Origin of the sequence: Haloferula sp. A504, assembly GCF_044385805.1 — a bacterium.
In the GTDB taxonomy this organism is placed as follows: Bacteria; Verrucomicrobiota; Verrucomicrobiia; order Verrucomicrobiales; family Akkermansiaceae; genus Haloferula.
On the sequence record NZ_JBISBU010000230.1, the window covers coordinates 1 to 368 of the forward strand.

At 69.6% G+C, this 368-nt stretch carries 1 protein-coding gene; it reads right to left on the reverse strand.

What is annotated here, in order from left to right:
* On the reverse strand, positions 1-368 hold a 368-nt coding region (locus tag ACG2LG_RS24305; protein ID WP_396263504.1), incomplete at both ends, for a transposase.

Consider the following 368-nt stretch of genomic DNA (forward strand, 5'->3'; position numbering starts at 1 on the left):
TGCGTCTTGCCCGGGTAGTGGATGCCGAGGCGCCGGAGCAGGGCGAGCACGCGGGTGCGGGCGCGGCGCAGGTCATCGTGGGCATCGACCCGTGCGCGGCAGAGGTCGCGGATGGCCTCGTCGGTCTCGTCGGGGACACGCACGGCGGTCAACTCTCCGGCGCGGTGGAGGCGGGCGAGCTTGCGGGCGTCCTTTTTATCGGTTTTGACCTTGTCGCCGGATTGGGAAGGGATCAGCGACGGGGCGATCACGGTGCAGGGCACGCCGATCTTGTCGAAATGGCGGGCGATCCACATGCCGCATCCGCCGGCCTCGTAGCACACGTGGATGGAGTCCAGCGGGACCTTGCGGGCTCTGGCGATGCGGCG